Origin of the sequence: Kluyvera sp., from assembly GCF_047971185.1 — a bacterium.
In the GTDB taxonomy this organism is placed as follows: Bacteria; Pseudomonadota; Gammaproteobacteria; order Enterobacterales; family Enterobacteriaceae; genus Kluyvera.
This window is the reverse complement of sequence record NZ_JBKDZH010000042.1, coordinates 15,660-42,329: the sequence shown is the minus strand read 5'-3', so window position 1 is coordinate 42,329 and position 26,670 is coordinate 15,660. Positions and strand designations below refer to the sequence as shown.

At 56.2% G+C, this 26,670-nt stretch carries 25 protein-coding genes; 11 read left to right on the top strand and 14 right to left on the bottom strand.

Annotated features, from left to right (window positions below; genetic code table 11):
* Positions 1-101: 101 nt before the first annotated feature.
* Together ACK5JN_RS11660 and ACK5JN_RS11655 are read right to left on the bottom strand one after the other, a co-directional pair.
* Entirely contained in the window at positions 102-968 is an 867-nt protein-coding gene (locus ACK5JN_RS11660; RefSeq protein WP_416870322.1) for an AraC family transcriptional regulator, read from the bottom strand.
* A 71-nt stretch (positions 969-1,039) separates the two neighbouring features.
* Positions 1,040-1,435, bottom strand: a complete 396-nt coding sequence (locus ACK5JN_RS11655) for a YgiW/YdeI family stress tolerance OB fold protein (RefSeq protein ID WP_416870321.1) — start codon at positions 1,433-1,435, stop codon at positions 1,040-1,042.
* A gap of 150 nt (positions 1,436-1,585) precedes the next feature.
* On the opposite strand from ACK5JN_RS11655, the gene qseB reads away from it, so the two are divergent.
* The 4 genes from qseB (at position 1,586) to ACK5JN_RS11635 (ending at position 4,625) form a co-directional block, all read left to right on the top strand.
* Positions 1,586-2,245 (top strand): quorum sensing response regulator transcription factor QseB, encoded by a 660-nt coding sequence (qseB, locus tag ACK5JN_RS11650; protein WP_416870320.1) that lies wholly within the window; start codon positions 1,586-1,588, stop codon positions 2,243-2,245.
* Positions 2,242-3,591 (top strand): quorum sensing histidine kinase QseC, encoded by a 1,350-nt coding sequence (gene qseC / locus ACK5JN_RS11645; protein ID WP_416870319.1) that lies wholly within the window; start codon positions 2,242-2,244, stop codon positions 3,589-3,591. Before qseB ends, qseC begins: the two co-directional genes overlap by 4 nt.
* Positions 3,592-3,698: 107 nt before the next feature.
* Entirely contained in the window at positions 3,699-4,280 is a 582-nt protein-coding gene (locus ACK5JN_RS11640) for an NAD(P)H-dependent oxidoreductase (RefSeq protein WP_416870318.1), read from the top strand.
* Between the two features lie 30 nt (positions 4,281-4,310).
* Entirely contained in the window at positions 4,311-4,625 is a 315-nt protein-coding gene (locus ACK5JN_RS11635; protein WP_416870317.1) for a putative quinol monooxygenase, read from the top strand.
* Positions 4,626-4,759: 134 nt separating this feature from the next.
* Here ACK5JN_RS11635 and ACK5JN_RS11630 read toward each other — a convergent pair whose 3' ends face one another.
* The 3 genes from ACK5JN_RS11630 to ACK5JN_RS11620 form a co-directional block, all read right to left on the bottom strand.
* Positions 4,760-5,950: a glycoside hydrolase family 88 protein gene (locus ACK5JN_RS11630; protein ID WP_416870316.1), complete on the bottom strand. Its 1,191-nt coding sequence runs from the start codon at positions 5,948-5,950 to the stop codon at positions 4,760-4,762.
* A 25-nt stretch (positions 5,951-5,975) separates the two neighbouring features.
* On the bottom strand, positions 5,976-7,244 hold the full coding sequence (locus tag ACK5JN_RS11625) for an oligosaccharide MFS transporter (RefSeq protein ID WP_416870315.1): 1,269 nt from the start codon (positions 7,242-7,244) through the stop codon (positions 5,976-5,978).
* A gap of 97 nt (positions 7,245-7,341) precedes the next feature.
* On the bottom strand, positions 7,342-9,102 hold the full coding sequence (locus ACK5JN_RS11620; RefSeq protein WP_416870413.1) for a DUF2264 domain-containing protein: 1,761 nt from the start codon (positions 9,100-9,102) through the stop codon (positions 7,342-7,344).
* Between the two features lie 230 nt (positions 9,103-9,332).
* Here ACK5JN_RS11620 and ACK5JN_RS11615 point away from each other — a divergent pair, with 230 nt between their 5' ends.
* Positions 9,333-10,241 carry a helix-turn-helix domain-containing protein gene (locus ACK5JN_RS11615; protein WP_416870314.1) on the top strand — a complete coding sequence of 303 codons (909 nt, stop codon included), beginning with the start codon at positions 9,333-9,335 and terminating at the stop codon, positions 10,239-10,241.
* On the opposite strand, the gene ACK5JN_RS11610 is transcribed toward ACK5JN_RS11615, so the two are convergent.
* The 8 genes from ACK5JN_RS11610 to nudF all read right to left on the bottom strand — a co-directional run bounded on the left by ACK5JN_RS11610 (position 10,192) and on the right by nudF (position 17,828).
* Complete coding sequence (locus ACK5JN_RS11610) at positions 10,192-11,481, bottom strand: TRAP transporter large permease (protein WP_167575000.1); 1,290 nt, start codon at positions 11,479-11,481, stop codon at positions 10,192-10,194. The genes ACK5JN_RS11615 and ACK5JN_RS11610 overlap by 50 nt on opposite strands.
* A 12-nt stretch (positions 11,482-11,493) precedes the next feature.
* On the bottom strand, positions 11,494-12,042 hold the full coding sequence (locus tag ACK5JN_RS11605; protein ID WP_065356064.1) for a TRAP transporter small permease: 549 nt from the start codon (positions 12,040-12,042) through the stop codon (positions 11,494-11,496).
* 57 nt (positions 12,043-12,099) lie between these two features.
* Positions 12,100-13,077 (bottom strand): TRAP transporter substrate-binding protein, encoded by a 978-nt coding sequence (locus ACK5JN_RS11600; RefSeq protein ID WP_416870313.1) that lies wholly within the window; start codon positions 13,075-13,077, stop codon positions 12,100-12,102.
* Between the two features lie 289 nt (positions 13,078-13,366).
* Positions 13,367-15,262, bottom strand: a complete 1,896-nt coding sequence (gene parE, locus ACK5JN_RS11595) for a DNA topoisomerase IV subunit B (RefSeq protein WP_416870312.1) — start codon at positions 15,260-15,262, stop codon at positions 13,367-13,369.
* 27 nt (positions 15,263-15,289) lie between these two features.
* Positions 15,290-15,865, bottom strand: coding sequence for an esterase YqiA (yqiA, locus tag ACK5JN_RS11590; protein ID WP_416870311.1), 576 nt, complete (start codon positions 15,863-15,865; stop codon positions 15,290-15,292).
* Entirely contained in the window at positions 15,865-16,692 is an 828-nt protein-coding gene (gene cpdA / locus ACK5JN_RS11585) for a 3',5'-cyclic-AMP phosphodiesterase (protein WP_416870310.1), read from the bottom strand. Before cpdA ends, yqiA begins: the two co-directional genes overlap by 1 nt.
* Positions 16,693-16,773: 81 nt before the next feature.
* The gene (locus ACK5JN_RS11580; protein ID WP_416870309.1) at positions 16,774-17,199 is read right to left on the bottom strand and encodes a DUF1249 family protein; all 426 of its coding nucleotides are present in this window, start codon (positions 17,197-17,199) and stop codon (positions 16,774-16,776) included.
* Positions 17,196-17,828: an ADP-ribose diphosphatase gene (gene nudF / locus ACK5JN_RS11575; RefSeq protein WP_416870308.1), complete on the bottom strand. Its 633-nt coding sequence runs from the start codon at positions 17,826-17,828 to the stop codon at positions 17,196-17,198. The genes ACK5JN_RS11580 and nudF overlap by 4 nt, the downstream gene beginning before the upstream one ends.
* 204 nt (positions 17,829-18,032) lie before the next feature.
* On the opposite strand from nudF, the gene tolC reads away from it, so the two are divergent.
* The 3 genes from tolC (at position 18,033) to ACK5JN_RS11560 (ending at position 21,482) form a co-directional block, all read left to right on the top strand.
* Complete coding sequence (gene tolC / locus ACK5JN_RS11570; RefSeq protein ID WP_416870307.1) at positions 18,033-19,466, top strand: outer membrane channel protein TolC; 1,434 nt, start codon at positions 18,033-18,035, stop codon at positions 19,464-19,466.
* A 172-nt stretch (positions 19,467-19,638) separates the two neighbouring features.
* Positions 19,639-20,316 (top strand): DUF1190 family protein, encoded by a 678-nt coding sequence (locus tag ACK5JN_RS11565; protein ID WP_416870306.1) that lies wholly within the window; start codon positions 19,639-19,641, stop codon positions 20,314-20,316.
* A 5-nt stretch (positions 20,317-20,321) separates the two neighbouring features.
* A complete protein-coding gene (locus ACK5JN_RS11560; protein ID WP_416870305.1) occupies positions 20,322-21,482 on the top strand; it encodes a glutathionylspermidine synthase family protein in 1,161 nt (386 codons plus the stop codon).
* Between the two features lie 3 nt (positions 21,483-21,485).
* Here the strand turns inward: ACK5JN_RS11560 and ygiD are convergent, their stop codons facing one another.
* On the bottom strand, positions 21,486-22,274 hold the full coding sequence (gene ygiD / locus ACK5JN_RS11555; protein WP_416870304.1) for a 4,5-DOPA dioxygenase extradiol: 789 nt from the start codon (positions 22,272-22,274) through the stop codon (positions 21,486-21,488).
* Positions 22,275-22,469: 195 nt separating this feature from the next.
* Here ygiD and zupT point away from each other — a divergent pair, with 195 nt between their 5' ends.
* The 3 genes from zupT (at position 22,470) to ACK5JN_RS11540 (ending at position 26,658) form a co-directional block, all read left to right on the top strand.
* Positions 22,470-23,243 carry a zinc transporter ZupT gene (gene zupT / locus ACK5JN_RS11550; protein WP_416870303.1) on the top strand — a complete coding sequence of 258 codons (774 nt, stop codon included), beginning with the start codon at positions 22,470-22,472 and terminating at the stop codon, positions 23,241-23,243.
* 341 nt (positions 23,244-23,584) lie between these two features.
* Positions 23,585-24,157 (top strand): fimbrial protein, encoded by a 573-nt coding sequence (locus ACK5JN_RS11545; protein ID WP_416870302.1) that lies wholly within the window; start codon positions 23,585-23,587, stop codon positions 24,155-24,157.
* Positions 24,158-24,213: 56 nt separating this feature from the next.
* Positions 24,214-26,658, top strand: coding sequence for a fimbria/pilus outer membrane usher protein (locus tag ACK5JN_RS11540; protein WP_416870301.1), 2,445 nt, complete (start codon positions 24,214-24,216; stop codon positions 26,656-26,658).
* Positions 26,659-26,670: the final 12 nt, after the last annotated feature.

Sequence of the window (26,670 nt, the reverse complement as noted above, 5' to 3'; positions counted from 1 at the left end):
ATCCTCAATCTGCATGCTGACCGTTCGGACGGCAATATTGCCGCAGATAATACCCTATCTCACGTTCTGAGTCACAAACCGTGAGATAGGTTGCGAGGAAGTTAACGAAGCGGAAGATAGATGTCCGTCAGCAGTTCATGTTCAGGCACCTCGTGGACGAAATTCAGGTACTGGAAGAAGACCGGAAAATCGCGCGGCGTTTCACCGCTGGCCGGCAGCCATTGGCGGAATAAATACCACACGCTGTCCGAAAGACTGTCCAGCGATCCCTGATGGCGTACCACTGCGCAGCGCCCGCCGGGGATCTCGCCGTTCACAATGCCAAAGGCGTTTTCCGCTATTGGCTGGCTGACGCTGCCGCAGATATCAAAACGAAACTGCTCCGGCGGCGTGGTCTGCGGGTCGTGCCAGGCAATGCCAAAGGTCTGGCTGCTGGCAACCGGCGACAGGCCGCTGGTTCGCCGCCATTCAATAAACGTCGCCGCGCTGGCGTTCACCTTGTCGGGGTGCCCCTGATGGGTGAGCATCGCCACACGGGTGTCGGGGAATTCAACGATTTTTACATCCATTACGTGCTGCTCCTGTAAAGCGAGTTTTGGAACGCGCTGGTGCCAGGCCAGCCAGTCCGGCGACTGCCGGAACCGGCGCGGGCTTTGACCAAACGCGGTTTTGAAAGCACGTGTGAATGACTCCGGATTCTGGAACCCGGCATCCAGCGCGATATCGATGACTTTATCCTGCGGATTAAACGCCAGCCGCCATGACGCGCGGCGCAGGCGTAGCCACTGAATATAACGATAGAGCGGAAGGCCGCTCCAGGCGGTAAACTGCCGGTGAAAATGAAACGGCGAGCTGTGCGCCATCCGGCTTAACGCCTCAATCGAAAGAGGCTCATCCAGATGACGCTCAATGTGGTCGCAAACGCGCCGCAGGCGTTCGGAATAAGCCGCGCTAATCAGGTCACTCATCACTGCCTCCTTGTGGCCCATTCTGCTCACCAGGCGGCGGTCAATCCTGACCGATCTTGCGCAGTGTGGGGTTACGGATTCACTTTACGAATCTGCTTCACGTCGACTTCCACGGAGTTCCAGTCTTTATCCACTTCGCCCTGGATTTCCACCAGATCCTGAGGGGAGATGGTCTGGCCGTTCCAGCGCTTGTGATCGATATCGACATTGATAGTGCCGCTGGAATCTTTAAAGATATACAAATCGTCGGAAACACGCTCGGTGATATTACCGCGCAGCGTCACCCAGGTATCGTCACGCATTGATTTGGCGTTGGCCGCGGTGGTGACCGTTCCACTCGGGCCGGTAAAGCCGCCGGTTTGCGTAGTGGTGGTGCTGGACGGGCCGGTAAAACCGCCCTGATTAGCGGCGAAGGCCGGTGCGGATGCCAGGGCCAGAATAGCGGCGAAAGCAGCAAGTTTCTTCATGATAATCTCTCCTTTTTATTGACTATGCTCACTATTACATCAGCCAATTCTTAACAACTTCTTAAGCGAAAAAAAGAAATTTTTTTGCTGTACAGCGGCGGCAAAGGCGCGGTTTACTTGCCATTCAGAGTGTCAGGCAAGGAGCGTGAGATGCGTATTTTATTAGTGGAAGATGACAAGCTTATCGGCGACGGCATCAAGACCGGGCTGGGAAAAATGGGCTTCACCCTCGACTGGTTTACCCGCGGCGAGGAGGGAAAGCTCGCCCTCTATAACGCCCCCTATGATGCGGTGATCCTTGACCTTACCCTGCCGGGCATTGATGGGCTGGATATTCTGCGCGAGTGGCGCGAGAAGTCGCACCGCGAACCGGTGCTGATCCTCACCGCCCGCGATGCGCTCAGCCAACGCGTAGAAGGGCTGCGTCTGGGCGCCGACGACTATCTCTGTAAACCCTTCGCCCTGATTGAAGTGGCCGCCAGGCTGGAGGCGCTGATTCGCCGCGCCCACGGGCAGCCCAGCAGCGTATTACGTCACGGCGACGTCGAGCTGGATCCCGGCAGCCTGACCGCCACCTTAAAAGGCGAAGCGCTGGCGCTCAAACCCAAAGAGTTCGCGCTGCTGGAACTGCTGCTGCGCAACGCCGGGCGCGTGCTGCCGCGCAAGCTGATTGAAGAGAAGCTCTACAGCTGGGATGAAGAGGTGTCCAGCAACGCCATTGAAGTACACGTCCACCATCTGCGCCGCAAGCTCGGCAGCGCGTTTATCCGCACCGTTCACGGTATCGGCTACACCCTGGGTGACCAATGAATCTGTTCCGCCGCCTTAGCCTGCGCGTCCGTCTGACGCTGCTGTTTATGCTGCTTGCCGCCCTCACCTGGTGCTTTGCCAGCGCCGTGGCATGGAAGCAAACCACCAAAAAGCTGGATGAGCTGTTCGATACCCAGCAGATGCTGTTCGCCAAGCGCATCAGCGCCATGGATTTTGCCGATCTTTCGTCGTCGCGTCAGTGGGTACGCGCGCCGAAAAAGGTTAAGCATGGGCATCTGGATGACGACGTGCTGGCCTTTGCCATCTACACCACCGACGGCAAAATGGTACTGCACGACGGCGAAAACGGGCCGTTTATTCCCTATCACTACCGGCGGGAAGGCTTCGATGACGGGCAGCTCAGCAATGATGATGACCGCTGGCGTTTTCTGTGGCTGACCACCGCCGATAAAAAGTACCGTATCGTCGTCGGCCAGGAGTGGGACTACCGGCGCGAGATGGCGCTGGATATCATTACCGGCCAGCTGACGCCGTGGCTTATCGCGCTGCCGGTGATGTTTTTGCTGCTGATTGTGCTGCTGAGCCGCGAGCTGGCGCCGCTGAAAAAGCTCACCCGGACCCTAAGCCAGCGCGACCCGGACGCCGGTGAACCGCTGAGTACCGACGGCGTGCCGACCGAAGTTCGTCCGCTGCTGGACGCCCTTAATCAGCTGTTCCGCCGAACCCACGACATGATGACCCGCGAGCGGCGCTTTACCTCCGACGCCGCCCACGAGCTGCGCAGCCCGCTTACGGCGCTGCGGGTGCAGGCGGAAGTGGCGCAGATGTCGCAGGACGATCCCGAAAGCCAGCGCAAAGCGCTGATGCAGCTGCATACCGGGATCGATCGTGCGACCCGGCTGGTCGAGCAGCTGCTTACCCTTTCGCGCCTCGACTCCCTTGAACAGCTGGCGGACGTGCAGACCGTCGCGCTGGATGAACTGCTGCAATCCTCAGTCATGGACATCTACCACAGCGCGCAAAAAGCGGGTATTGAGGTGCGTCTGCACCTGAACGCCCAGCCGGTGACCCGCACCGCGCAGCCGCTGCTGCTGAGCCTGCTGGTGCGCAATCTGCTGGATAACGCCGTACGCTATAGCCCGCCGGGCAGCGTGGTGGACGTCACGCTGACCCAGGACGGGTTTAGCGTACGCGATAACGGCCCTGGCATCAGCCCGGAGGCGCTGGCGCGCATCGGTGAACGCTTCTACCGCCCGCCGGGGCAGGATGAAACCGGCAGCGGTCTGGGGCTGTCTATCGTGCAGCGCATCGCCGCGCTGCACCAGATGACCGTCACCTTCAGTAATGCGCCCGACGGCGGTTTCCAGGTCACTGTTCGCGGATAACAAAGATTATTGCTGTTTTAGCAAAAGACTTTGCACATTTTGCACATTTAACCGCTGCGAAGAGCCAGGTATCATAGCTGACAAAGGCATTTTACTGAGGACAGATAATGAGCAACATCCTGATTGTTAACGGCGCGAAAAAATTCGGCCATTCCAACGGCCAGCTGAATGACACCCTGACCGAAGTCGCGGAAACCTTCCTGCGCGACCTCGGGCATGATGTTAGAGTGGTTCGCGCCGACGGCGACTACGACGTCAAAGCCGAAGTACAGAACTTCCTGTGGGCCGATTCCGTCATCTGGCAGATGCCGGGCTGGTGGATGGGCGCGCCGTGGACGGTGAAAAAATATATCGATGACGTCTTCACCGAAGGTCACGGCTCGCTGTACGCCAGCGATGGCCGTACCCGTTCCGACGCCAGCAAGAAATACGGCTCCGGCGGCCTGATTCAGGGCAAAACCTATATGCTGTCACTGACCTGGAACGCGCCGATGGAGGCCTTCACCGATAAAGAACAGTTCGTCCACGGCGTCGGCGTTGACGGCGTGTATCTGCCGTTCCACAAAGCGAACCAGTTCCTGGGAATGGAAGCGCTGCCGACCTTTATCACCAATGATGTTATCAAAATGCCGGACGTTCCGCGTTATATTGCAGAATACCGCGAGCATCTTGGTAAAATTTTTGGTTAACTGTCAGGCAGGTATTAGAAGGAGTTAATCATGTTGACAGTTATTGCTGAAATCCGTACCCGTCCGGGCCAACACCACCGTCAGGCGGTACTGGATCAGTTCGCGAAAATTATCCCGACCGTTTTGCAAGAAGACGGCTGCCACGGCTATGCGCCGATGGTTGACCATGCGGCAGGCGTAAGCTTCCAGACCACCGCGCCGGACTCTATCGTGATGGTAGAAGTGTGGGAAAGCGTGGCGCATCTTGATGCGCACCTGCAGACGCCGCACATGAAAGCCTGGAGCGAAGCAGTGAAAGGCGACGTGCTGGATACGACGATTCGTATCCTGGAAGCGGGCGTTTAAGTAAGCATTCTCCGTCGCCGGGGTTTCCCGGAGTCGGTGCTCACTCACCTCGTCCGGGCTACATATCCCAACGCGTAGCCCGGCCGAACGCAGTGACGCCGGGGTTTCACGGACTCCAGGCTACGCATACCTGTTTACCAGTACAGCTTCCAGCTCTGCGTCATGCGCATCAGCGCTTCCACATAGAAGTAATCCCCCCAGCTACAGCACTCGTCCACGCCCTTATCGCTGGCGAAGTGATACACCGAATGCTTCAGCACGCCGGTACCCGGCTCGTCCCCCCCCATCAGGTAGTGTTTTGACAGCGATGACATAATGCCCATCGCCCACTGCTGATAGCGCTCGCGGTCCGGATCGGTGGTCGGCAGATGCTTCACCAGCTCCAGCAGCCCGCACACCGCAATCGCCGCCGATGACGAATCGCGCAGCGCGTCGGTACCGACCAGCGCCAGATCCCAGTGGCACACCGCATCTTCCGGAAGACGATTAAGGAAGTAGTTAGCCAGCTTTTTCGACAGGCTGATCAGCTCCTTATCACCGGTATAGAGGAAGCTCAGCATAAAGCCGTAAATCCCCCACGCCTGGCCTCGCGACCAGCAGGAGTCGTCCGCGTAGCCCTGCTGCGTTTTGCCGAAGCGCGGCTCGCCGGTCAGCACGTCCATATAGTAGGTGTGATAGGTCGAGGCATCTTCGCGCACCAGATACTTCGCCGACTGGCGCACGTGGGCACGGGCTGCATCGGCAAAGCGCGGGTCGCCGGTCTGCTCGGTTGCCCAATACAGCAGCGGCAGGTTCATGGTGCAGTCAATGATCATCCGCCCGGCCTGCTCCGGGTCGGTGAGGACGCCCCAGGCCTGGATGATCTCCGCCTTGCGGTGGAAGCGTTCGAGCAATGCTTCCGCCGCCTGCAGGGAGAAACCGCGCGCGTCGCGGTTGCCGGTCAAACGCCACGCCGCCACGCACGAGAGCGTGTAGAGGAAGCCCAGATCGTGGGTGTTGGTATCATGACGCCCGGCAATACGCAGGCCGAACGAACGCACATGTTTTTCCGCCAGCGCCCGGTATTTCTCTTCACCGGTCATTTCCCATGCCAGCCAGAGCTGGCCGGTCCAGAAACTGGTGGTCCACTCAACGTTTTCCGTCAGCGGATAGTAACCGTTGACGCAGGCTTCGCCCGGGAATTTATCACCGAAATCCGTTAAATGACGGCTAATCAGATTAAGGACATGGCTACGCGCCGAGCACAGCTGATCGTTAAACATTTGCAGATTAACGGGAGCGCCCGGGAATTCGCGTAATTTTTCCTCAACGATTTGGTTTAACATATTCGGTTCCTTCAATCAGTAAGGCTTATTTAGAAATACCATTTTCAGCCACATCAAGGGCTGGCTGGCGATGATTCTGTCGTTTACAGGCGGATAAGGTGAAGGCGGAAATCAGCGTGAAGAACAGCGCAATCCCGCCCATGATCATATAGGTCTTTTCAAAGCCAATACGGTCGTACAATAATCCAGCCGGTGAGGAGACCACGACGTTACCGATATACAGCATCGCCTGGTAGCCTAATAAATACATGGTAGCGTTAACGCGCTTGTCGAAATGCTCGGCGATATATTTAAATACCGACACCAGCAGCAGACAGATTTCCAGACCGTACAGCGGTTTAATCACCGAAATAAGCAGGTGAGAGTCGCAGAGGCCGGAAATAACCAGACGCGCGCCGACTAATGCGCCAACAATCAGCAGGCCGCGCTTGGCGCCAATATAGTTAACGAACATCGGCATAAAGATATACATGACAAATTCGGTGCCGGACTGCACGGTTCCGAGCAGACCAAAAATGGTATTGCCTTCATGAACATCATCAAAGAAGGTCACGAAATAGCGCGAGAACTGCTGCTCGGCGACGAACATCATCCACGCCACGCCGGCGACATACAGGCAGAAAGCCCAGAATTTGCCGCTTTTCAGCAGGTCGAAAACGTCTTTCAGGACAATCTTATCTTTTGAGATCACCGCGCTGGCATTACGGCTTTCAGTATCGACCTTCAGGCTGATTAATACCGCCAGCATGACCAGCGAGGCAACGCTGCCGAGAATAAAGTTGTAGGCCGGAGAGATATTAAACAGCAGGCCGGAGAACGAGGACGCCACCGCCCAGCCGAGCGAGCCCCACATACGAATCTGGCCAAATTCCATGCTGTTCAGACGGCTGTAGCGGTCGGCATACGATTCACAGGCCGCGACGCCGGCATACCACGCGAAGCTCAGATAAATCGCACCAACAATAATCCCCAGGGTGGTGTAGGACAGCAGCAGCGGCTGATAAACATAAATAAAGAACGGCGCCATCAGGGCGGACATCACCACCACAAAATAGAGCAGATACTTACTCATGCCGATTTTATCGAGAATATAGCCATAGATCGGTTTGAGAATGACCGAGAATATTCCGTTGACGGCAAAGACGGTACCAATGACCGCGCCGCTGAGTTCCGCTTTTTGCCCCAGCCAAATGGCAAAAAGGCCAATACTGGCAGACCAGGTAAAGAAATATAAAAAGATAAACGAACTTATTTTGTAATATTCCAGCCTGTTTGCAGACGTTATTTTTTCCATACGGTCCTCGACAAAACTTTGTAGGGTGCCAGCTCTGAATCATCACAATTCAAAGCTGGCGAGGGGGTATCCCGGTTTTTTGCTGTTATCCGGAAGGTTATAAACTCAAATGGGTTATTTTCCCGCTGACGTTATCCGTCACGCTCAGCGCATTATTTTCAATATGTAGCGTCGGGAGCTCCGGCAGCGGAGCGTCCACAGTGCCGCTGGCCACCACCGCACAGCACAGCCAGTGTTCGCCGGGCGCAATATCGCCGGCCAGTATCGGGATAGACGCGCATTCCGGGAACATCACGCTGCTATTCGGCGGCGTGATCACGCTGTCTGCCTGACGCACCGCCAGCGGGGAGAGATCAACCACCGCGCTGGTGCCGTTGGCGGCAGAAATTCGGCTTTGACCGACGGTAATTTCTGCGTCAGCCTTCATCACCGCAAAGCCTCCCTCCACCGTTTGCAGACGACGCGCGGTATTCACCCGGTGCACGCGTACGTGCCATTCGCCGCAGGGAATCAGCCAGCTGTCGACCTGCACATCGTGCCACGGCAGCCAGCGGGAGTAGATTGCGCCGTCCAGCATCTCCACGCGGGCGCACTCACGACGCCCGCGCCAGTAGTTGTCGTTATCCGACAGCAGCAGCATGGAGTCGCAGGCCGCGTGTTTAATGCCGTAGCGCCCGCGCTCAATGGTGAAGCCGAAGCGGGTCGAGTAGGCAAACCGGGTATATTTCGCCTCGGTATTGACGTAGTTGTTCAGCTCAAGCTGCCCGGAGGTCAGCATGACCACGTGCTGCGAGCCCTTATCGTGCTGCAAAATCTGCTGCGCGGGGGCAATCGCGTGCACCGGCTCCAGCGTCGGCAGCGGCAGCTCTTCTGCCTGCCAGAAAGCGTGATCGGCGGGCAGCGCGAGGATCAGGAACACTTTCAGCGCCCAGTACGGCGAGCCGGGCGAGTTGTAGTCTTCACACATCGCCAGATTCGGGTAGGCGAAGCCCAGCGTTAAAATACCGTCGCGATCGAAGATCGGCTGCGCCAGCCACCAGCGCAGGTGGCGCAGGATGATGCCCTTCACGACCCCCGGCGAGAAGACGTCCAGCCCGGCAAACGCGACGCCGCTCCAGAAGGCGACCATCGCAAAACGGTAGGTCAGGCTGCGACCAAACGGCACCGACGCGCCGTCGGCGGCGGACATATAGATAAAATCTTTGGCAAACTGGCTGGCGCGATCGCGCAGCGTCGCCGCGCGCGCCGGGTCATCATTGGCGTTGAGGGTGGCGTAAATCAGGCCGTAGAAGTGGAACGCCATTGAGATGTAGTAGTCTTTCGGGCGGCCGGGGCCGTCGGAATACCAGCCGTCGCCGAGGTAGTAGGCTTCCATCATCGTGAAGCGACGATCGATCGCCGCCTGGTCGTAAGGCAGGCCCGCGCGTTTAAAGCCCAGCTGGACAATCACCGCGAAGTAGTTCCAGTTGCTATCCGGCATCTGGGCATCGGTGATTTGATTCAGCCAGCGGTGCAGATTCGCCAGTTCGCCCTCGCTGAAATGCGCGGTGAGCTTATCCTGCATTAGCGCCAGGCCCAGCCCGTAGGCGGCCATCTCCACCAGCCGCTGATCGTACGGCCCGGTATCGCCCCAGTAGGACGGGCTATGAGGGTCAGTACCAAGCTTAATGGCCGTAATATACTTGTCGCTGAACGGCACCTCCGCCCCGCCCGCCAGCAGCGGGAACAGCCCCCAAAGCGCTCTCGATAAGCCCTCCATCTCCGCGATATCCGTGGTGTAGTGCGCGCAGGTGTTACCCAGCGAAAACTGCGCCACGCCGGCGGGAAATTGTTTATCGAGAGCGCTCAGCATCGTCATCAGCGTGGTTGTTACGTCTTCTCGTGATGACAATACTTTTGATATTTCGCTCACTGTCCTGCCCCCTGAATTAACCATCCTCGAAAGTGGCTAAAGCATAGAGAATCCAGGCAGCGAAGAAATGTTAACCCGGTCACAACTGATAGTATTGTGTGAACCGGTGCTTGATAAAATTTAAAACAGTGGTTTAGTAGTAAGATTAAACCGGTAAAAGTTTAAATATATTGCACATGACTTCGTCCTGGAATGCCGAACATCTGGAGCTGATCACGCTGAATGACGCCGTCGCGTCATTCAGCCGTCTTTTTGCCAACACCGTGCGCTACCATCACTGGCACCAGTGTCTGGAAATTCTCTACGTTGAAGAGGGTTTTGGCGTGGTGATCGTCGACAATCGCCAGTACACCATGCGTCCCGGGCGACTGTTTTTCTTCCCGCCATTTACGTTGCATAAAATCATGGTGGATGAGAAAGCGCAGGACAGCTATCGCCGTACCATTATTCACGTCGATCAGCACGCTATTGCCAAACTTCTCCGTCATTTTCCCGATAATCACCGCCGTTTGCAGATGCTTTCCACACGGGGCCGCCCGGCATTTGTCGCCGATTTAGCCGAGATGCATCCCCATATCGATCATCTGTTCGGGCTTTACGCGCGCGCCGCCAGCCTCTCCGCGCTGAGCACTGAACAGATAGCCTGTATGTTAATGACATTATTCAATATGCTGCCGCCGGTGCAGGAAAAAATGACCGACACCTCAAGCGGTATTGCCAGCCCGGTCATGTTCTGGATTGAAGAGAACTATCAGAAGAAATTCAGCCTTGATGCCCTGGCAGCGGAACTGGGCAAATCGCGCAGCTATCTGTCACGCCGCTTTCACGCCGAGACCGGGGAGCATATTCACGACTACCTCAATACGTTACGCCTGCGCCGCGCCTGCGAGCTGCTGCTGCACAGCGCGCTGCCGGTGAGCGAGATTGCCGGGCAGGTGGGGTTTGCCGAAGTGACCTACTTTATTAGCTCATTTAAAAAGGGGATCGGTGAGACCCCCTTGCAGTACCGGAAAAATCACGTATCGCGCCAGCGGGCTAGTGGAAGCGCCCCGGGAGCCACAGTGACAGAATCGGGATATAGGTAATGGCAATCAGCACCAGGAACAGCACGCAGTAGAACGGAATCATCGCTTTCACGACGGTTTCAATCTTCTGCCCGCTGACGGCGCTGGCCACGAACAGTACCGAACCTACTGGCGGCGTGATCAGCCCAATGCCTAAGTTCATCATCATAATAATGCCGAAATGCACCGGATCGATCCCCAGCTCTACCACCACCGGCAGCAGGATCGGCGTCAGAATCAGAATCAGCGGCGCCATGTCCATCAAACAGCCCAACAGCAGCAGCATGATGTTGATGATTAACAGGATGACGTACTTGTTATCTGACAGCGACAACAATGCGGCGGAGATCTCCTGCGGCAGCCCTACCAGCGTCATAACCGAGCCAAAAGCGGCGGCAAAAGCGATCAGCACCATCACCATGGTGACGGTTTTGATCGTGCGGTGGATAAGCTTCGGGAAATCCTTCAGCTTATATTCGCGGTAGACAAAGAAGGTGACAAACATCGCCCAGATACAGGCAATTGCCCCTGATTCCGTCGGCGTAAAGAAGCCCGAGAGGATGCCGCCGGAGATGATCACAATGGTCACGAGTCCCCAGATGGCGTCGGAGGCAATCTTGATCTTGCGCTTCAGCTCAACGCGCGCTTCTTTCGGATAGTTGTTTTTACGTGCCGCAATTAAACACATAACGATAAGCGTCACGCACAGCACCAAGGTCGGAATGATCCCGGCGAGGAACATCGCCGGAATGGTCACCGCCGCGGTGTTCGCCACGATAGCAAAAAGCACCGAGTTATGGCTCGGCGGCACCAGGATCGCCTGCACCGAGGCGCTGGCGGTCAGCACCGCGCCAAAAGAACGCGGGTAGCCTTTACGCTCCATTTCCGGGATCAGCACCGATCCGATCGAGGCGGTATCCGCCACCGACGATCCCGAAATCGCGCCAAACAGCGTGGAGGCCAGAATGTTAACCAGCGACAGCCCTCCGCGGATCCAGCCGACGAACAGCCCGGCAAAATCCACCAGCCGTCGCGCCATTCCCCCTTCTGCCATGATCGCCCCCGCGAACACAAAGAAGGGAATGGTCAACAGGTTGACGTTATCGGTACTGTGGAAAATGGTGATAACCAGCCCATCGAGCGAGAAGTCCGCGAAGGCGGTCACCACCACGGCGGTCAACCCCACGGCGTAGGCCACCGGCATCCCCACGGCCATCAACACCACGAAGGTCACGACAAATATAATCAGCGTTAAGTCCATTGCTTGTGCCCCTTAGTGACCGACTTTCGGCGAGCCAAACTGCACCAGTTCGCGGTGCGTTTGCGGGCCGCACAGCAGTTTTTCAACCACAAACAGCAGCGTGAAGAACGAACCCAGAGGAATTGGCAAATGGGTGATCCCCGAGGTCAGGAACGGCAGCGATGGCACCACGTCCTCCCAGGCATCCATACAACCGATAATCCCCCAGTGAATGATAAACAGGCAGGTGGCCAGCATCGCCAGATCGACGAACACCGCCAGCGCTTTTTTCATCGCCGGGTTAATGTGATCCACCAGCATGGTAATCGCGATGTGGCTGCCGGCCCGATAGGCCGCGGCCGCCCCTACGAAGGAGAAGGTGATCATGCAAATCTGCGATAACGGTTCCGGCCAGCTGGTTGAGGCATGCGGGAGAAAATCGAGCCATGCCGGAAAATCAGGACGAAAACGGGCGTAAATCCCCACCAGATAAATAAACGTCATAAATAACAGGCTGATCCCTGACAGCCAGATACAGATCCGATACACGCCATCCATGACCAGGACATAGATATTTTTCATTGTTATCTCCAGATCAAAACGGGCAGGCCAGCACGCGCCGTCCTGCCGCCACGGGGATTATTTGGTGTCCTGAATTTCTTGCATTAAGTCGCTGAACTGCTTGCCATATTTTTCGCGAACCGGCGCAGTGGCATCAACAAAGGGTTTTTTATCCACCGGCAGGAATTTCACGCCCTGGCTTTGCAGACGCTGTTTGGATTTCTCGACGTATTCAGCCCATAGCACGCGTTCTTCCGCCTGCGCTTCTTTTGCCAGCTTCATGATCAGCGTCTGATCTTCCGCCGACAGTTTGCTCCATTTACGCTTCGAGAAGGCGAGCACTTCCGGGATCATAAAGTGTTCGGTGAGGTCAAAATATTTGGTGCCGGCCACCACGTAGTTTTCGGTATCAAAGGTCGGCTCGTTGTTTTCTGCTGCGTCAATCACCCCGGTTTGCAGGCTAGCGAAGACATCGCCAACCGGCAGGACGATCGGGTTAGCGCCCAGCGCTTTAAAGGTATCGAGGCCAATCGGGTTGTTTTGCAGACGGATCTTCACGCCTTTCAGATCGTCGAGGGTGGTGATCGGTTTTTTGGTGATCAAGCTGCGCGAGCCCGCGTCCATCCAGCCAAGGAAAACCAGCCCAAGGTTGCTGTCGGAGATCTCTTTCGCCAGTTTGCTGCCCACGTCGCCATCCAGCACTTTGTGCTGATGATCGGTATCGCGGAACACAAACGGCATGTTGAAGACGCTCACCTGCGGCAGAATGCCGCCAACCGGCGCCATAGAAACGCGCAGAATATCAATCGCCCCGGCGCGGGTCTTTTCCAGCGTGGTGCTTTCATCTCCCATCTGCCCGCTTGGGAACATCCTGATGGAGATACGCCCGTCGGTTTGTTGACTGAGCTTCTCCCCCATATGAATCACCGCAGCAGTCGTCGGATAATCAGCGGGATGCACATCTGAGGCGATAAAAACCGTTTTCGCCATCGCCGCCGCAGACCCCATCAGTAACGAGAAAGATAAAACGCTTAAAACCAGTTTTCTTCTTAACATAGACGATTCTCTTGTAAGGAAAGATAAAATTCACTATGCGAATCACTTGGCTGCATAGATTGACGTCCATGTTCAAAAGTATGTTTTATGTCCAGCGGAAGAATATGGTAGAAGTCATACAACTAAAGTGTGACCTGTCATACCAAATTTTAAAATGGCATTTCATAAAGCGCAGAAATTAGAAATGAATCGATTCATTAGCCTCGGAGGTTGGCGATTGAGCCGGCCCGTGGGCAATAAAAAAGGAGACGCATGCGTCTCCTTTTTAGGCTCAATTTGAGATTGGAAATCAGGCTTCGATATCGGCCATATCGCCTTTTTCCTGCAGCCAGTTGCGGCGATCTTCCGAGCGCTTCTTGGCCAGCAGCATGTCCATGGTGGCATCGGTCTGCTGTTCATCTTCATCGTTGATGACAAGCTGCACCAGGCGTCGAGTGTTCGGATCAAGCGTGGTTTCGCGCAGCTGCATCGGGTTCATTTCACCCAGACCTTTAAAACGCTGCACGTTCGGTTTTCCTTTCTTACGCTTGAGCTGTTCCAGCACGCCCGCTTTTTCTTCTTCGGTCAGAGCGTAGTAAACCTCTTTGCCCAGATCGATACGATACAGCGGCGGCAGCGCCACGTAGACGTGACCTTCTTTCACCAGCGCGCGGAAGTGCTTCACAAACAGCGCGCACAGCAGCGTGGCGATGTGCAGACCATCGGAGTCGGCATCGGCGAGGATACAGATCTTGCCGTAGCGCAGCTGGCTGAGATCGGCACTGTCCGGATCGATACCGATCGCCACGGAAATATCGTGCACTTCCTGCGAGGCCAGCACTTCATCGGAGGAGACTTCCCAGGTGTTCAGGATCTGACCTTTCAGCGGCATGATCGCCTGATATTCACGGTCGCGCGCCTGTTTCGCGGAGCCGCCCGCCGAGTCACCTTCTACGAGGAACAGTTCGGTGCGGGCGAGATCCTGCGCGGTGCAGTCCGCCAGCTTGCCGGGCAGCGCCGGGCCGCTGGTGAGCTTTTTACGCACCACCTTTTTCGCCGCGCGCAGACGACGCTGAGCGCTGGAGATGGCCATTTCGGCCAGCAGCTCCGCCGCCTGGACGTTCTGGTTCAGCCACAGGCTGAAGGCGTCTTTTACCACGCCGGAAACAAAGGCCGCGCACTGACGCGAGGAGAGACGCTCTTTGGTCTGCCCGGCGAACTGCGGATCCTGCATTTTCACCGACAGCACGTAGGCGCAGCGTTCCCAGATATCTTCCGCCGACAGCTTCACGCCGCGCGGCAGGATATTGCGGTATTCGCAGAACTCGCGCATCGCGTCGAGCAGCCCCTGACGTAGCCCATTCACGTGGGTGCCGCCCTGCATGGTAGGGATCAGGTTGACGTAGCTTTCGGTCAGCAGCTCACCGCCTTCCGGCAGCCACAGCAGCGCCCAGTCCACCGCTTCGGTGTCGCCAGAGAAATTGCCGACAAACGGTTTTTCCGGCAGCAGCGGCAGGCCGTTCACCGCTTCACTGAGATAGTCGTTCAGACCGTCAGCGTAGCACCAGGTCTGTTCGGTATCATTCACTTTGTCTTTGAAGACGATTTCAACGCCTGGGCACAGTACCGCTTTCGCTTTCAGCAGGTGGCTTAAGCGCGAGACGGAAAAGCGCGGGCTATCGAAGAAGCTTTCATCCGGCCAGAAGTGTACGCTGGTGCCGGTATTGCGCTTACCGCAGGTGCCGGAGACGTGCAGGTCTTCCACTTTATCGCCGTTTTCAAACGCGATGCTGTAGACCTGGCCGTCACGGCGAACGTTAACTTCAACGCGCTTTGACAGGGCGTTCACCACCGAAATCCCCACGCCGTGCAGGCCGCCGGAGAACTGGTAGTTTTTGTTGGAGAACTTACCGCCAGCGTGCAGACGGCAGAGGATCAGTTCCACCGCCGGAACGCCTTCTTCAGGGTGGATGTCAACGGGCATGCCGCGACCGTCGTCGATAACTTCCAGTGACTGATCGGCATGAAGGATGACCTCAACACGCTTCGCGTGCCCGGCCAGCGCTTCATCCACACTGTTATCAATAACTTCCTGACCCAGGTGGTTCGGACGTGTGGTATCTGTGTACATCCCCGGACGGCGGCGAACCGGCTCAAGCCCGGTGAGTACCTCAATGGCATCAGCGTTATAAGAAGATTGCGTCATGATCTATTCGTAGGTAGTTGGCGCTGCTTAATGCAACCCCAGGAAATCGATAATCTGTGTGAAGTGATCTTCAAAGCCGGTAAATGCGTGATTACCGCCCTCCTCGACCGTTTGTCGGCAGGAGGCGAAATAGTCCACGGCCTGGCGGTAATCAAGCACTTCGTCGCCGGTCTGCTGAAGCAGCCAGATGAGATCCGGCGCCTCAAGGGGATCAATTTGCATCACTTTGAGATCGTAAATATGGCGAGACTCTAGCACATATTGCTGCCCGGTGTAGGGATTCTCGTTCGGGCCGAGGAAATTCGCCAGCAGCTCAAACGGCCGTATCGCCGGGTTCACCACCACCGCGGGCAGCATGAAACACTGCGACAGCCAGGTGGCGTAATAGCCACCCAGCGACGGCCCGACGATGCCGAGCGGCTCGCCGCCGTGCTTAAGCACCAGCGCTTCGAGCATTTCCGCCGCTTCCGCCGGGTAGGCCGGCAACTGCGGGATCAGCATATTCACGTCGGGATAGTGTTCAGCCAGCCACTGCTTAAGCGCCGTGGCCTTGGCCGACCACGGTGAGCTGTTAAAGCCGTGCAGATAGAGAAGCGTCGACATTAATAGCCTTCAGATGCGGTATCAGGGTGGAATTTCGACCCGGCGAGACGGCAGACTTCGGTGGTTAATGAACCATCGGCATGCAGCTCCAGCCAACGCCAGCCAGGCGAAACGGTATCCAGCGTAAAATTGGCGCAGTGCGGCTTAAACTGCACGCAGGTTGACGGCGTCGCCATAATACGGCGGCCGTTCCACTCGACGTCCAGCTCCTGATGAATGTGGCCACACAGCAGATGCTTCACGCGCGGGAAGTTTACCAGCACGTTATCCAACGACCCGGCGTTGCGCAGACTGTGCTGATCGAGCCAGCTGCAGCCCGCTGGCAAAGGGTGATGGTGCAGGAGGAGCAGCGTATGACGCTCCGGCATTTCCGCCAGCCGTTTTTCTAACCACTCGAGCTGGAAGTCGCTCAGCTCACCGTGCGGCACGCCGAAAACCTGGCTGTCGAGGAGCAAAATTTGCCAGTGTTCGCCAACCAGCACACGTTTGGCCGGAGAGATGCCCGCATCCTGCAAGGTGCTGTACATGGAGGGCTGGAAATCGTGGTTTCCCGGAAGCCAAACGCAGGGCGCAGTAAAGCTCGCGATGCCATCAGCAAAGTGCTGATAGGCCGCGGATGAGTGATCCTGTGCTAAATCGCCTGTCGCGACCACCAGGTCAACTTCACGCGCCGAGGCATGTATCGCCTGCAAGACGGCGTGGTAGCTTTCCCAGGTATTCACCCCTAACAGCGTTTCATCTTTTTCAGCAAACAGGTGAGTATCAGTAATTTGCAGTACCCTGACACTGGCCCCACCAGCCAGAGGAAGGTTTAAAAGGCTTTCCAAATGGTGTCCTTAGGTTTCACGATGCAAACATACACATCATCCTTTCGGGCGGCGTCGTCGCTGGCAGCAGCCCGAACGGTTCTATGTACAAACCGGAATCGCCATCGCTCCATGTGCTAAACAGAATCGAAGCCAGTCGGCCAGAAACTGATTAATTTGATGCTTTTCGTCGCGTTGATGCAACTTTTTATTTGGATAATCATACCGCGCTTTGAAGCGAAAGATCTGCTGACTTGAACACACTTCAGCCACCATCGCGTCATGATACAGCCGCACGGTCATCGACGGCAGGCTCCAGTAGCTTACCGCCGGATGCGTTTGTTCTATCGAAACAAGCGTAGTGTAACGAGTTGATTCGACTATCGTTAAGCGATATTGCGCATTGGCCACCTGATAGTTCACCGTTTCGCCGGCTTCATCAACACGCGGCAGTAAGCGGCGTAATTGTGCGAAGTTGGTTTCGCACAGACGCATCATTTCTGGGAAGTCAGGTGTATAGCGCTTCATTTTGCCCACTCTTTTCGTAAGTCCTGATAATGCAGCTGTAGCCATTGCAAAGCGATGACAGACGCTGCGTTGTCAATTTTTCCCTCTTCTACACATTGATAAGCGTACTCCCGGCTTACCACATGAACGCGAATGTCTTCGTGTTCTTCCGCCAGGCCATGGATCCCCTTAGCCATTGTCGCGTCCACTTCGCCCACCATAATCGACAGACGCTCGCTGGTGCCGCCGGGGCTGGCCAGATAGCTCAGGCACGGTTTCATGCGGCCAATCTCCAGCCCCGCCTCTTCCATCGATTCGCGACGGGCGACGTCCTCGACGGTTTCGCCCTCTTCAATCATGCCGGCAACCATTTCCAGCAGATAGGGTGTCTCACTGGTGTCGTACGCGGCAATGCGAACTTGCTCAATCAGCACCACTTCGTCACGCACTGGGTCAAAGGGTAGCAAGACTGCAGCGTGACCGCGCTCAAAAATTTCACGACGAACTTCTCCGCTCATCTCACCGTTGAAAAGACGGTGGCGAAAACGATACACATCAAGCGAAAAAAAACCGCGATATACCGTTTCTCGTGCAATAATTTCTACATCGTTTTTGGCGAGGGTAACCACTGGGTTACGTGATTTAGTCATGGACTGGCCTATACAGTAATTGTGTTGAAATTGTGGATTTAAACTCTGTTTACCTTAGGATTCACGAACTCTATGGTAGATTGGTGCAAATTAACGCCAGATGGCACGTTACGCCAACTTTTTAACACGGCGGACTCTGGTACAATCGGCGAATATTTTTTCTGTGAATTAGATCAGCGCTAAGCTTCACAACAAGGAATGCAAATGCAAATGAAGAAATTGCTCCCTATCTTAATTGGCCTGAGCCTGACGGGCTTCAGTACAATGAGCCAGGCAGAGAACCTGTTACAGGTCTATCAGCAGGCACGTACCAGTAACCCGGATCTCCGTAAATCTGCAGCAGACCGTGATGCGGCATTCGAAAAGATCAACGAAGCGCGTAGCCCACTGTTACCGCAGTTAGGTCTGGGTGCCGATTATACCTACACCAACGGCTTCCGCGACAATAACGGCGTGAACTCCAACGTCACCAGTGGCTCTCTACAGTTGACCCAATCGCTGTTCGATATGTCCAAATGGCGTGCGCTAAGCCTGCAAGAAAAAGCGGCGGGCATCCAGGATGTGACCTATCAGACCGACCAGCAGACGCTGATCCTGAACACCGCCACCGCGTACTTTAACGTGCTGAGCGCCATTGACTCGCTCTCCTATACCGAAGCGCAGAAACAGGCGATTTACCGTCAGTTAGACCAAACCACCCAGCGCTTTAACGTGGGCCTGGTTGCCATCACCGACGTGCAGAACGCCCGTTCACAGTACGATACCGTGCTGGCGAACGAAGTCACCGCGCGTAACAACCTCGACAACGCGGTAGAAGCGCTGCGTCAGGTGACCGGTAACTACTATCCGGAGCTGGCGTCCCTGAACGTCGACAGCTTCAAAACCGATAAGCCGCAGGGCGTGAACTCTCTGCTGAAAGAAGCGGAAAACCGCAACCTTTCCCTGTTGCAGGCTCGCCTGAGCCAGGACCTGGCGCGTGAGCAGATTCGCCAGGCGCAGGACGGCCATCTGCCGACGCTGGATTTAACCGCCTCTACCGGGGTCTCCAACACCTCTTACAGCGGCTCTAAAACTCGCGGCTCTTCGCAATACGATGATAACGACGCCGGCCAGAACAAAGTCGGTCTGAGCTTCTCCCTGCCGCTGTATCAGGGCGGGATGGTGAACTCGCAGGTGAAACAGGCGCAGTACAACTTCGTCGGCGCCAGCGAGCAGCTTGAAAGCGCGCACCGCTCCGTGGTCCAGACCGTGCGTTCTTCCTTTAACAACGTCAACGCCTCTATCAGCAGCATCAACGCCTACAAACAGGCGGTGGTTTCTGCGCAGAGCTCTTTAGACGCCATGGAAGCGGGCTACTCCGTCGGTACCCGTACCATCGTTGACGTGCTGGATGCGACCACCACGCTGTACAACGCCAAGCAACAGCTCTCCAGCGCGCGTTACAACTATCTGATCAACCAGTTGAATATCAAAAATGCACTGGGCACGCTGAACGAGCAGGATCTGCTGGCGCTGAACAACACCCTGGGCAAGCCGGTTTCCACCGCCAATGCCACCATCGCGCCTGAAAATGCGCAGCAGGATGCCAGCGCCGACGGCTACACCTCTCCGGCCACCAGCAAAGCGCGTCTCCGCTAAGGTTGACGTTTGCTGGCAGCAAGGTCCGCTTCGTGCGGACCTTTTTTTTGCGCCAACGTAAGGCAACGTAAAGATCCCCCGCTTTCGCCGCTTCTTCGCTTCATTTTCGACCACTCATCCACTATCCTGAGCGCTATTGCAATACCATTCCACTGGGTCCAGGAAGAATAAAATGAAACGGACAAACAACATTCAACACGCCGCTTTCCGTAAAAGCTGGGGCGCGCGTCACTTAACACCGGTTGCTCTGGCCGTTACCGCCGTCTTTATGCTTGCGGGCTGCGAGAAAACCGACGAAACCGTCACGCTGTATCAGAACGCCGACGACTGCTCCGCGGCCAACCCGGGCAAAAGCGCAGAGTGTACAACAACGTTCAACAACGCGTTGAAAGAAGCCGAGCGCACCGCGCCAAAATACGCCAGCCGTGAAGACTGCGTAGCGGAATTCGGTGAAGGCCAGTGCCTGCAGGCACCGGCGCAGGCGGGCATGGCACCGAGCGGTGAAAACCAGGCGCAGGCGCAAAGCAGCGGCAGCTTCTGGATGCCGCTGATGGCGGGCTACATGATGGGCCGTATGATGAGCGGCGGCATGGGCGGCTACCAGCAGCAGCCGGTCTTCACCTCGAAGAACCCGTCCAGCCCGGCCTACGGTAAATACACCGATGCCAGCGGTAAAAACTACGGTGCCGCCCAGCCGGGCCGTTCGATGAACGTGCCAAAAACGGCGATGGCGCCAAAACCGGCGACCACCAGCACCGTGACGCGCGGCGGCTTCGGTGAGTCGGTAGCGAAACAGTCCACCATGCAGCGTAGCAACAGCGGCACCACCAGCCGTTCAATGGGCGGCTGATTATCATGGAAAGAATCAGTATCGTTGAGCGCCCGGACTGGCGTGAAAAGGCGACCGAATACGGTTTTAACTTCCACACCATGTACGGCGAGCCGTACTGGAGCGAGGAAGCGTACTACAAGCTCACCCTCGCGCAGGTGGAAAAACTAGAAGAGGTCACCGCCGAGATTCACCAGATGTGCCTGAAGGTGGTCGAGCGCGTCATCGCCAGCGACGAGCTGATGGCCAAATTCCGCATTCCGAAGCACACCTGGGGCTTTGTCCGCCAGTCATGGCAGACCAACCAGCCGTCGCTCTACTCGCGCCTGGACCTGGCGTGGGATGGCAAAGGCGAGCCGAAGCTGCTGGAGAATAACGCTGACACGCCAACCTCGCTGTATGAAGCGGCATTTTTCCAATGGATCTGGCTGGAAGATCAGCTGAACGCCGGCAATCTGCCAGCAGGTAGCGACCAGTTCAACAGCCTGCAGGAAAAACTGATCGACCGCTTTAACGAGCTGCGCGAACAGCACGGATTCCAGCTGCTGCACATGACCTGCTGCCGCGATACCGTGGAAGATCGCGGTACGGTGCAGTATTTGCAGGACTGCGCGGCGGAAGCCGGTGTCGCAACCGAATTCCTCTATATCGAGGATATCGGCCTGGGCGAGAAGGGTCAGTTTACCGATTTGCAGGATCAGGTAATCGGCAATCTGTTCAAGCTCTATCCGTGGGAGTATATGCTGCGCGAGATGTTCTCCACCAAGCTGGAAGACGCCGGCGTGCGCTGGCTGGAGCCGGCGTGGAAGAGCATCATCTCCAATAAAGCGCTGCTGCCGCTGCTGTGGGAGATGTTCCCGGATCACCCGAACCTGCTGCCGGCCTACTTCGCCGAAGACGACCATCCGCAGATGGACAAATTTGTGGTGAAACCGATCTTCTCCCGCGAAGGCGCCAACATTTCGATTATCGAAAACGGTAAAACCATCGAGCAGGTGGAAGGCCCGTACGGCGAGGAGGGGATGATCGTCCAGCAGTTCCATCCGCTGCCGAAGTTTGGCGACAGCTATATGCTGATCGGCAGCTGGCTGATTAACGATCAGCCAGCCGGGATCGGTATTCGTGAGGACAGAGCGCTGATCACGCAGGATCTCTCGCGCTTCTATCCGCACATTTTCATCGAGTAACCGTCAGCCAATCTGCACTGATAGCATGCTCAATGAGCCCATTTCGATGCCGTCGACCGGGATCGTGATGGGCTCTACGCCATCCCACGCCCCCAGCACGTACAGCAGCGGCAGGAAGTGATCCGCCGTCGGGTTAGACAGCGCCCCGCCCTCATGTGACAGGTAGTTCACCAGCGGATGCTGTTCCGTCGGCCCTTGCCACGCCAGATTCGCCTTCACATAGTCGTTAAACGAGCTGGCCCACGGGTACGGCGCGGAATCACCGTGCCATTTCGCGGTGCGCAGGTTGTGCACCACGTTGCCGCTCGCCACCAGCATAATGCCTTCATCACGCAGGCTGGCCAGCTTACGGCCCATCTCAAAATGCCACGCCGCTGGTTTAGTGCTGTCGATGCTCAGTTGCACCATCGGGATATCCGCATTCGGGTACATCTTAATCAGCACGCCCCACGATCCGTGGTCAAAGCCCCAGGCTTCTTTATCCAGCGTCACCGGTACCGGAGCCAGCAGTTCAACCAGCTGCTGCGCCAGCGCGGGCGATCCCGGCGCCGGATAGTGGGTATCGTACAGCGCCTGCGGGAAGCCGCCAAAGTCATGGATCGTCTTCGGCGTTTCCATCGCCGTCACGCCCGTGCCGCGGGTAAACCAGTGCGCGGAGACCACGACGATCGCTTTCGGGCGCGGCAGCGTTTCGCCCAGGTGCTGCCAGGTACGGGTATAGAGGTTATCTTCCAGTACGTTCATGGGGCTACCGTGACCTAAAAACAGTGCTGGCATTCGGCTACGAGACATGGTGTTATCCTTTCAGAGGCTTTAATTTGATAACGCCACATTAACCCGTTTTCAGTGAGGATAAACTCAGATAAGCGTGATGATGATCTTCAGAAAATTTGAATGTAAGGATGACGTAAAGAACGCGTTCAGCTCTCGCAAGGGAAAACGATTTTCAATATCATGAATGATAATCATTATCATAAGGAGTAAACCATGTCGGTACCGCTGATTCTGACATTATTGGCCGGGGCGGCGACGTTTATCGGCGCCTTCCTGGGGGTAATTGGCCAGAAACCGTCTAACCGCGTGCTGGCGTTTTCACTCGGTTTTGCCGCCGGAATTATGCTGCTGATCTCCCTGATGGAGATGCTGCCCGCGGCGCTGGATGCGCCGGGCATGTCACCGGTGCTGGGCTACGGCATGTTCGTCTTCGGCCTGCTGGGCTACTTCGCCCTCGATCGCGTCCTGCCGCACGCCCATCCGCAGGATCTGGTGCAAAAGAGTACCCCGCCGCTGCCGCGTAATATTCGCCGCACCGCGGTGCTGCTGACGTTGGGTATCAGCCTGCACAACTTCCCGGAAGGGATCGCGACCTTTGTCACCGCCAGCAACAATCTTGAGCTGGGCTTCGGCATCGCGCTGGCCGTGGCGCTGCACAACATCCCGGAAGGGCTGGCGGTCGCGGGGCCGGTCTATGCCGCTACCGGTTCGAAGCGTCAGGCGGTGTTCTGGGCGGGTATTTCCGGCATGGCCGAAATCCTCGGCGGCGTGCTGGCATGGGCGATTCTTGGCAGTATGGTGTCACCGGTGGTGATGGCGGCAATTATGGCGGCGGTTGCCGGGATTATGGTTGCCCTCTCCGTAGATGAGCTAATGCCGTTGGCAAAAGAGATTGATCCCAACAATAATCCGAGCTACGGCGTGCTGTGCGGAATGTCGGTGATGGGCATGAGCCTGGTGGTGCTGCAATCGATGGGGATCGGATAATTTCTTGATATTTAAATAAAACTAACCCAGGTGCATCCTTTAATGCGCCTGGGCACGTCTGATAATGAAATCTTAAATATATATATTCAGCGTTCTAGAATAAGCGTTGGAAATATAAATTTATTCTTATTTTCGTCCTATTACCATCCTAAGAACCTCTAAATCGTTTATTGTTCGGCTATGAACAAACAATATTACCATTAGTTGTTGTAGTAATAGCGATAAAGGGACGCTGAAAAATCTATTGTTACTTTGCACCTCTTTCTATTTCTAAGCAAGAGAGCGCGAAAAATAAATATCTTAAACCAGTAATACTACAAATCAAATGAAGGACCTTAAATATGAAAATGGGAAAAACAGTGCTGTTTGCCATGGTAGCGACCGCATTAACCTCAAGCGTTGCATTCGCTGACGTTGACGGCGGCTCCGGCAAGATCACATTTACCGGCGATGTCATCAGCGCGCCTTGCGCCATCAAAGCGGAAGACGTTGATAAGCAGGTTGACCTGGGCGAAGTCCCGGCGACCTATATCAACACCAAGGGGCATTCTGATGCCGTGGACTCCAGCATTCATCTGGTTGATTGCGATCTGCCAAGCTCTGATAACGGCCAAGGGTCGCCGATCACAAAAGTAGACGTGACCTTCACCAGCTCCGCAGTGACCACCGAAGGCGAAGACCTGCTTTCCAACACCATGACCGGCGGCGCAACCGGCGTAGGCGTTCGCCTGCTGGATGCCGATGGGCAGAATATCACCCTCGGCACGGCGAAAGAGATCACACTGGTGCAGGCATCTTCAGAACAAACGCTGCCGTTCCAGGCCTATATGGAGCTGGTTGACGCCACCGGCGCTAACCCAGCGACTCCGGGCGCAGTCAGTTCAAACGCGACTTATGTATTGAGCTACAAATAAGCGCACAAGGTGGCCTGGTAGGCCACCTCTTATTATAAATATTAGGTAGGGATGCCGTGAATATTGATAAAATGACTGCTTCAGGATGCGGTCTGCTATTTATTTTCTCCGCCAACGCAACCGAATTTAACCTTAACGTGCTGGATCAATCCATGCGCGATAGCGTTGATATATCCCTGCTTAAAGACAAACCCTCCGTATTGCCGGGTGATTATTTCGTTACGGTCACCGTGAATAAAAATCAGATGTCATCGGGCCGTTTAATTACCTGGAAAAAACAGGGTGAGAACGTTCTCCCCTGCATCCCCATCGATCTTGCAGAAAGTCTGGGGTTAAAAGAAGAGTTTTACCGCACGCTACCGGTTGAAAAGGGTTGCGTTAGCTTTCGCGCCCATCCGGAAGTCACCTTTACGCTGGATATGGCGCAACAGCAGTTGAATATCGCCATTCCCCAGGCGTGGATCGCCTGGAAAGCCAACGGCTGGATGCCGCCCGCAACGTGGAACGACGGCGTGGCGGGGTTCCTGCTGGACTACAACCTGTTTGCCAGCACCTATCGCCCCAACGACGGCGGTCATAGCGAAAACCTGAACGCCTACGGCACCAGCGGCTTAAACCTTGGCGCATGGCGTTTACGCAGCGACTATCAGTTGAGCCAGACCCGTAGCGAAGACGATAGCGAAAGCGCGCACAACATTTCGCGCACCTATCTGTTTCGCCCGCTGAGCGCGCTCGGCGCAAAGCTAACGCTTGGCGAAACCGACTTCAGCTCGGATATTTTTGACGGTTTTTCCTATACCGGCGCCTCGTTGATTAGCGACGATCGCATGCTGCCCTGGGAGCTGCGCGGCTATGCCCCGCAGATCGGCGGCGTCGCGCAAACCAACGCCACGGTGACAGTGAAGCATCAGGGCAGGGTTATCTACCAGACCAAAGTCGCGCCGGGCCCCTTTATGATTAACGACCTCAACCAGTCGGTGCAAGGCACGCTGGACATTGAGGTGGCAGAAGAAGATGGCCGGGTTAACACCTTCCAGGTGTCCGCCGCCTCAACGCCGTTCTTAACCCGTCAGGGGCAGGTGCGCTACAAAGTGACGTCGGGCCGCATGCGTCCCGACCTGTCGCACAGCGTCGTTAATGACACCTTTATCAGCAGCGAAGCCTCCTGGGGCATGCTGTCCAACACCTCGCTTTACGGCGGGCTGCTCGCCGCTGGTAATGATTACCGCTCCGCGGCGCTCGGCGTCGGGCAAAACATGCTGTGGCTGGGCGCTCTGTCGTTTGATATAACCCACGCCGTCAGCCATTTTGATAACGGAGAGGAAGACAAAGGCTCCAGCTATCGGCTGAACTACAGCAAACGCTTTGACGCCACCGATAGCCAGGTGTCCCTCGCCGCCTATCGCTTTTCAGAGCGTACGTTCCACAGCTATGCCAATTTTATCGACCATCAGCTTAACGAGAGCGATACTCAGGACGAAAAGCAGACTATCAGCATCTCCGCCAGCCAGCCGATTACGCCGCTGAACATGAACCTGTACGTTAGCGCGCTGCGCCAGATGTGGTGGGACGGCGACGCCTCAACCTCGGCCAGCATCACCGCCGGTTTTAACTTCGATGCCGGTCGCTGGAAAAACATTTCGCTCACCACCACGTTCAGCACCACGCACTATGAAGAGAGCGATAACGACAATCAGATTTACGTCTCCGTGTCCGTGCCCTTCGGCTTCGCCCAGCGCTTAAGCTATGACATGCGCAACAGCGACAACACCGCGCATACCGTCTCCTGGTATGACTCGTCCGATGCGCGCAACAGTTGGGGCGTTTCCGCTGGCGCTGCCAGCGATAAACCCGACAACGGCGCTCAGTTCCGCGGCAACTATCAGCATCTTTCCAGCATGGGCGACCTGCAGCTTTCCGGCAGCTACGCCGCCAGCGACTATACCTCTGCCAGCGCCAGCTGGAACGGCTCCCTTACCGCCACCGGTCACGGCGCGGCGCTCCATCGACGCAGCATGGGTAATGAACCGCGCCTGATGGTCAGCACCGACGGTATTGCCGACATTCCGGTTCAGGGAAACATCAATACCACCAATGGGTTTGGCTATGCGGTAGTGCCGATGCTCTCCAGCTATCAACCCACAACCGTAGCCGTCAATCTCGACGCCTTACCGGACGGAGTGACCGTGGCGGAAAATACCCTGCGGGAAACCTGGACCGAGGGCGCTATCGGCTATAAATCACTGGCCTCGCGCGCCGGGAAAGACGTCAACGCCATCATTCGTACCGCCGACGGTAAATACCCGCCGCTTGGTGCAGTCGTGCAGAGTATTGACGGAAACATTGACGTTGGCATGGTCAGCGAAGAAGGCCATGTCTGGCTCAGCGGCGTGAACGATGGACAGACGTTCAGCGTGCAATGGGGCAACGTTCGTTGCCGTATTACCTTACCCGATTCACTCACTCAGCTTCCACGGCAGCTAATCCTGCCCTGTCATTGATTAAGGATGAAG

Excerpts from the sequence above, each read along its gene's own strand:
- ACK5JN_RS11560 (WP_416870305.1), top strand. The coding sequence starts at position 20,322 with ATGGAAAGAATCAGTATCGTTGAGCGCCCGGACTGGCGTGAAAAGGCG.
- tolC (WP_416870307.1), top strand. The coding sequence starts at position 18,033 with ATGCAAATGAAGAAATTGCTCCCTATCTTAATTGGCCTGAGCCTGACG.
- ACK5JN_RS11605 (WP_065356064.1), bottom strand. The coding sequence starts at position 12,042 with ATGAAAAATATCTATGTCCTGGTCATGGATGGCGTGTATCGGATCTGT.
- ygiD (WP_416870304.1), bottom strand. The coding sequence starts at position 22,274 with ATGTCTCGTAGCCGAATGCCAGCACTGTTTTTAGGTCACGGTAGCCCC.
- nudF (WP_416870308.1), bottom strand. The coding sequence starts at position 17,828 with ATGACTAAATCACGTAACCCAGTGGTTACCCTCGCCAAAAACGATGTA.
- ACK5JN_RS11655 (WP_416870321.1), bottom strand. The coding sequence starts at position 1,435 with ATGAAGAAACTTGCTGCTTTCGCCGCTATTCTGGCCCTGGCATCCGCA.
- ACK5JN_RS11615 (WP_416870314.1), top strand. The coding sequence starts at position 9,333 with ATGACTTCGTCCTGGAATGCCGAACATCTGGAGCTGATCACGCTGAAT.
- qseC (WP_416870319.1), top strand. The coding sequence starts at position 2,242 with ATGAATCTGTTCCGCCGCCTTAGCCTGCGCGTCCGTCTGACGCTGCTG.
- ACK5JN_RS11635 (WP_416870317.1), top strand. The coding sequence starts at position 4,311 with ATGTTGACAGTTATTGCTGAAATCCGTACCCGTCCGGGCCAACACCAC.
- yqiA (WP_416870311.1), bottom strand. The coding sequence starts at position 15,865 with ATGTCGACGCTTCTCTATCTGCACGGCTTTAACAGCTCACCGTGGTCG.
- ACK5JN_RS11640 (WP_416870318.1), top strand. The coding sequence starts at position 3,699 with ATGAGCAACATCCTGATTGTTAACGGCGCGAAAAAATTCGGCCATTCC.
- ACK5JN_RS11610 (WP_167575000.1), bottom strand. The coding sequence starts at position 11,481 with ATGGACTTAACGCTGATTATATTTGTCGTGACCTTCGTGGTGTTGATG.
- ACK5JN_RS11620 (WP_416870413.1), bottom strand. The coding sequence starts at position 9,102 with ATGACGATGCTGAGCGCTCTCGATAAACAATTTCCCGCCGGCGTGGCG.
- zupT (WP_416870303.1), top strand. The coding sequence starts at position 22,470 with ATGTCGGTACCGCTGATTCTGACATTATTGGCCGGGGCGGCGACGTTT.
- qseB (WP_416870320.1), top strand. The coding sequence starts at position 1,586 with ATGCGTATTTTATTAGTGGAAGATGACAAGCTTATCGGCGACGGCATC.
- parE (WP_416870312.1), bottom strand. The coding sequence starts at position 15,262 with ATGACGCAATCTTCTTATAACGCTGATGCCATTGAGGTACTCACCGGG.
- ACK5JN_RS11580 (WP_416870309.1), bottom strand. The coding sequence starts at position 17,199 with ATGAAGCGCTATACACCTGACTTCCCAGAAATGATGCGTCTGTGCGAA.
- ACK5JN_RS11565 (WP_416870306.1), top strand. The coding sequence starts at position 19,639 with ATGAAACGGACAAACAACATTCAACACGCCGCTTTCCGTAAAAGCTGG.
- ACK5JN_RS11600 (WP_416870313.1), bottom strand. The coding sequence starts at position 13,077 with ATGTTAAGAAGAAAACTGGTTTTAAGCGTTTTATCTTTCTCGTTACTG.
- ACK5JN_RS11630 (WP_416870316.1), bottom strand. The coding sequence starts at position 5,950 with ATGTTAAACCAAATCGTTGAGGAAAAATTACGCGAATTCCCGGGCGCT.
- ACK5JN_RS11625 (WP_416870315.1), bottom strand. The coding sequence starts at position 7,244 with ATGGAAAAAATAACGTCTGCAAACAGGCTGGAATATTACAAAATAAGT.
- ACK5JN_RS11660 (WP_416870322.1), bottom strand. The coding sequence starts at position 968 with ATGAGTGACCTGATTAGCGCGGCTTATTCCGAACGCCTGCGGCGCGTT.
- ACK5JN_RS11545 (WP_416870302.1), top strand. The coding sequence starts at position 23,585 with ATGAAAATGGGAAAAACAGTGCTGTTTGCCATGGTAGCGACCGCATTA.